The 1,096-nt window shown below is 46.0% G+C and carries 2 protein-coding genes; both read left to right on the top strand.

Translation table 11 applies throughout. The features are described 5' to 3' along the window. Positions 1-50: 50 nt before the first annotated feature. Positions 51-878 (top strand): GTP-binding protein, encoded by an 828-nt coding sequence (locus IEY24_RS33270; protein WP_498068517.1) that lies wholly within the window; start codon positions 51-53, stop codon positions 876-878. After that, positions 875-1,096, top strand: a 222-nt coding sequence (locus IEY24_RS33275; RefSeq protein ID WP_229223390.1) for an EF-Tu/IF-2/RF-3 family GTPase, incomplete at its 3' end; no start/stop codon positions are given. The genes IEY24_RS33270 and IEY24_RS33275, both read left to right, overlap by 4 nt.

The raw sequence follows: 1,096 nt of genomic DNA on the forward strand, positions 1-1,096 counted from the left end.
CTTCTCTTGCGGCTAGGGTTTTAGCGCAGCTTCTTCTAGATTTAAGGAAGATGGGTAAGGAAAAGGTTCACATCAGTATTGTGGTCATTGGCCATGTCGACTCTGGGAAATCCACTACCACTGGTCACCTGATTTACAAGCTTGGAGGCATTGACAAGCGTGTTATTGAGAGGTTTGAGAAGGAAGCTGCTGAGATGAACAAGAGGTCTTTCAAGTATGCCTGGGTGCTGGACAAACTTAAGGCTGAGCGTGAAAGAGGAATCACCATTGATATTGCTTTGTGGAAGTTTGAAACAACAAAGTATTATTGCACAGTTATTGATGCGCCTGGACATAGGGATTTCATTAAGAATATGATTACTGGGACATCCCAAGCTGACTGTGCTGTTCTTATCATTGATTCGACCACTGGTGGTTTTGAAGCTGGTATTTCCAAGGATGGACAGACTCGTGAACATGCTCTGCTTTCATTCACCCTTGGTGTGAAACAGATGATTTGCTGCTGTAACAAAATGGATGCTACTACACCCAAGTATTCCAAGGCCAGGTATGATGAAATTGTGAAGGAAGTCTCTTCCTACTTGAAGAAAGTAGGATACAACCCTGACAAGATTCCTTTTGTTCCTATCTCTGGTTTTGAGGGAGACAACATGATTGAGAGGTCCACAAACCTTGACTGGTACAAGGGTCCAACTCTGCTTGATGCACTTGACCAGATTAGTGAGCCCAAGAGGCCCTCTGACAAGCCCCTCAGGCTTCCCCTTCAGGATGTNCCAAGAGGCCCTCTGACAAGCCCCTCAGGCTTCCCCTTCAGGATGTGTACAAGATTGGAGGTATTGGAACTGTGCCAGTGGGACGTGTTGAGACCGGTGTCTTGAAGCCTGGAATGGTGGTGACTTTTGCACCAACTGGACTGACAACTGAAGTCAAGTCTGTGGAGATGCACCATGAATCTCTTACAGAGGCACATCCTGGTGACAATGTGGGATTCAATGTTAAGAATGTTGCTGTTAAGGATTTGAAGCGTGGTTATGTTGCCTCAAACTCAAAGGATGACCCTGCAAAGGAGGCTGCTAACTTCACAGCCCAAGTCATC

Origin of the sequence: Dyadobacter endophyticus (assembly GCF_014641595.1) — a bacterium.
GTDB classification, from domain to species: Bacteria; Bacteroidota; Bacteroidia; order Cytophagales; family Spirosomataceae; genus Dyadobacter; species Dyadobacter endophyticus.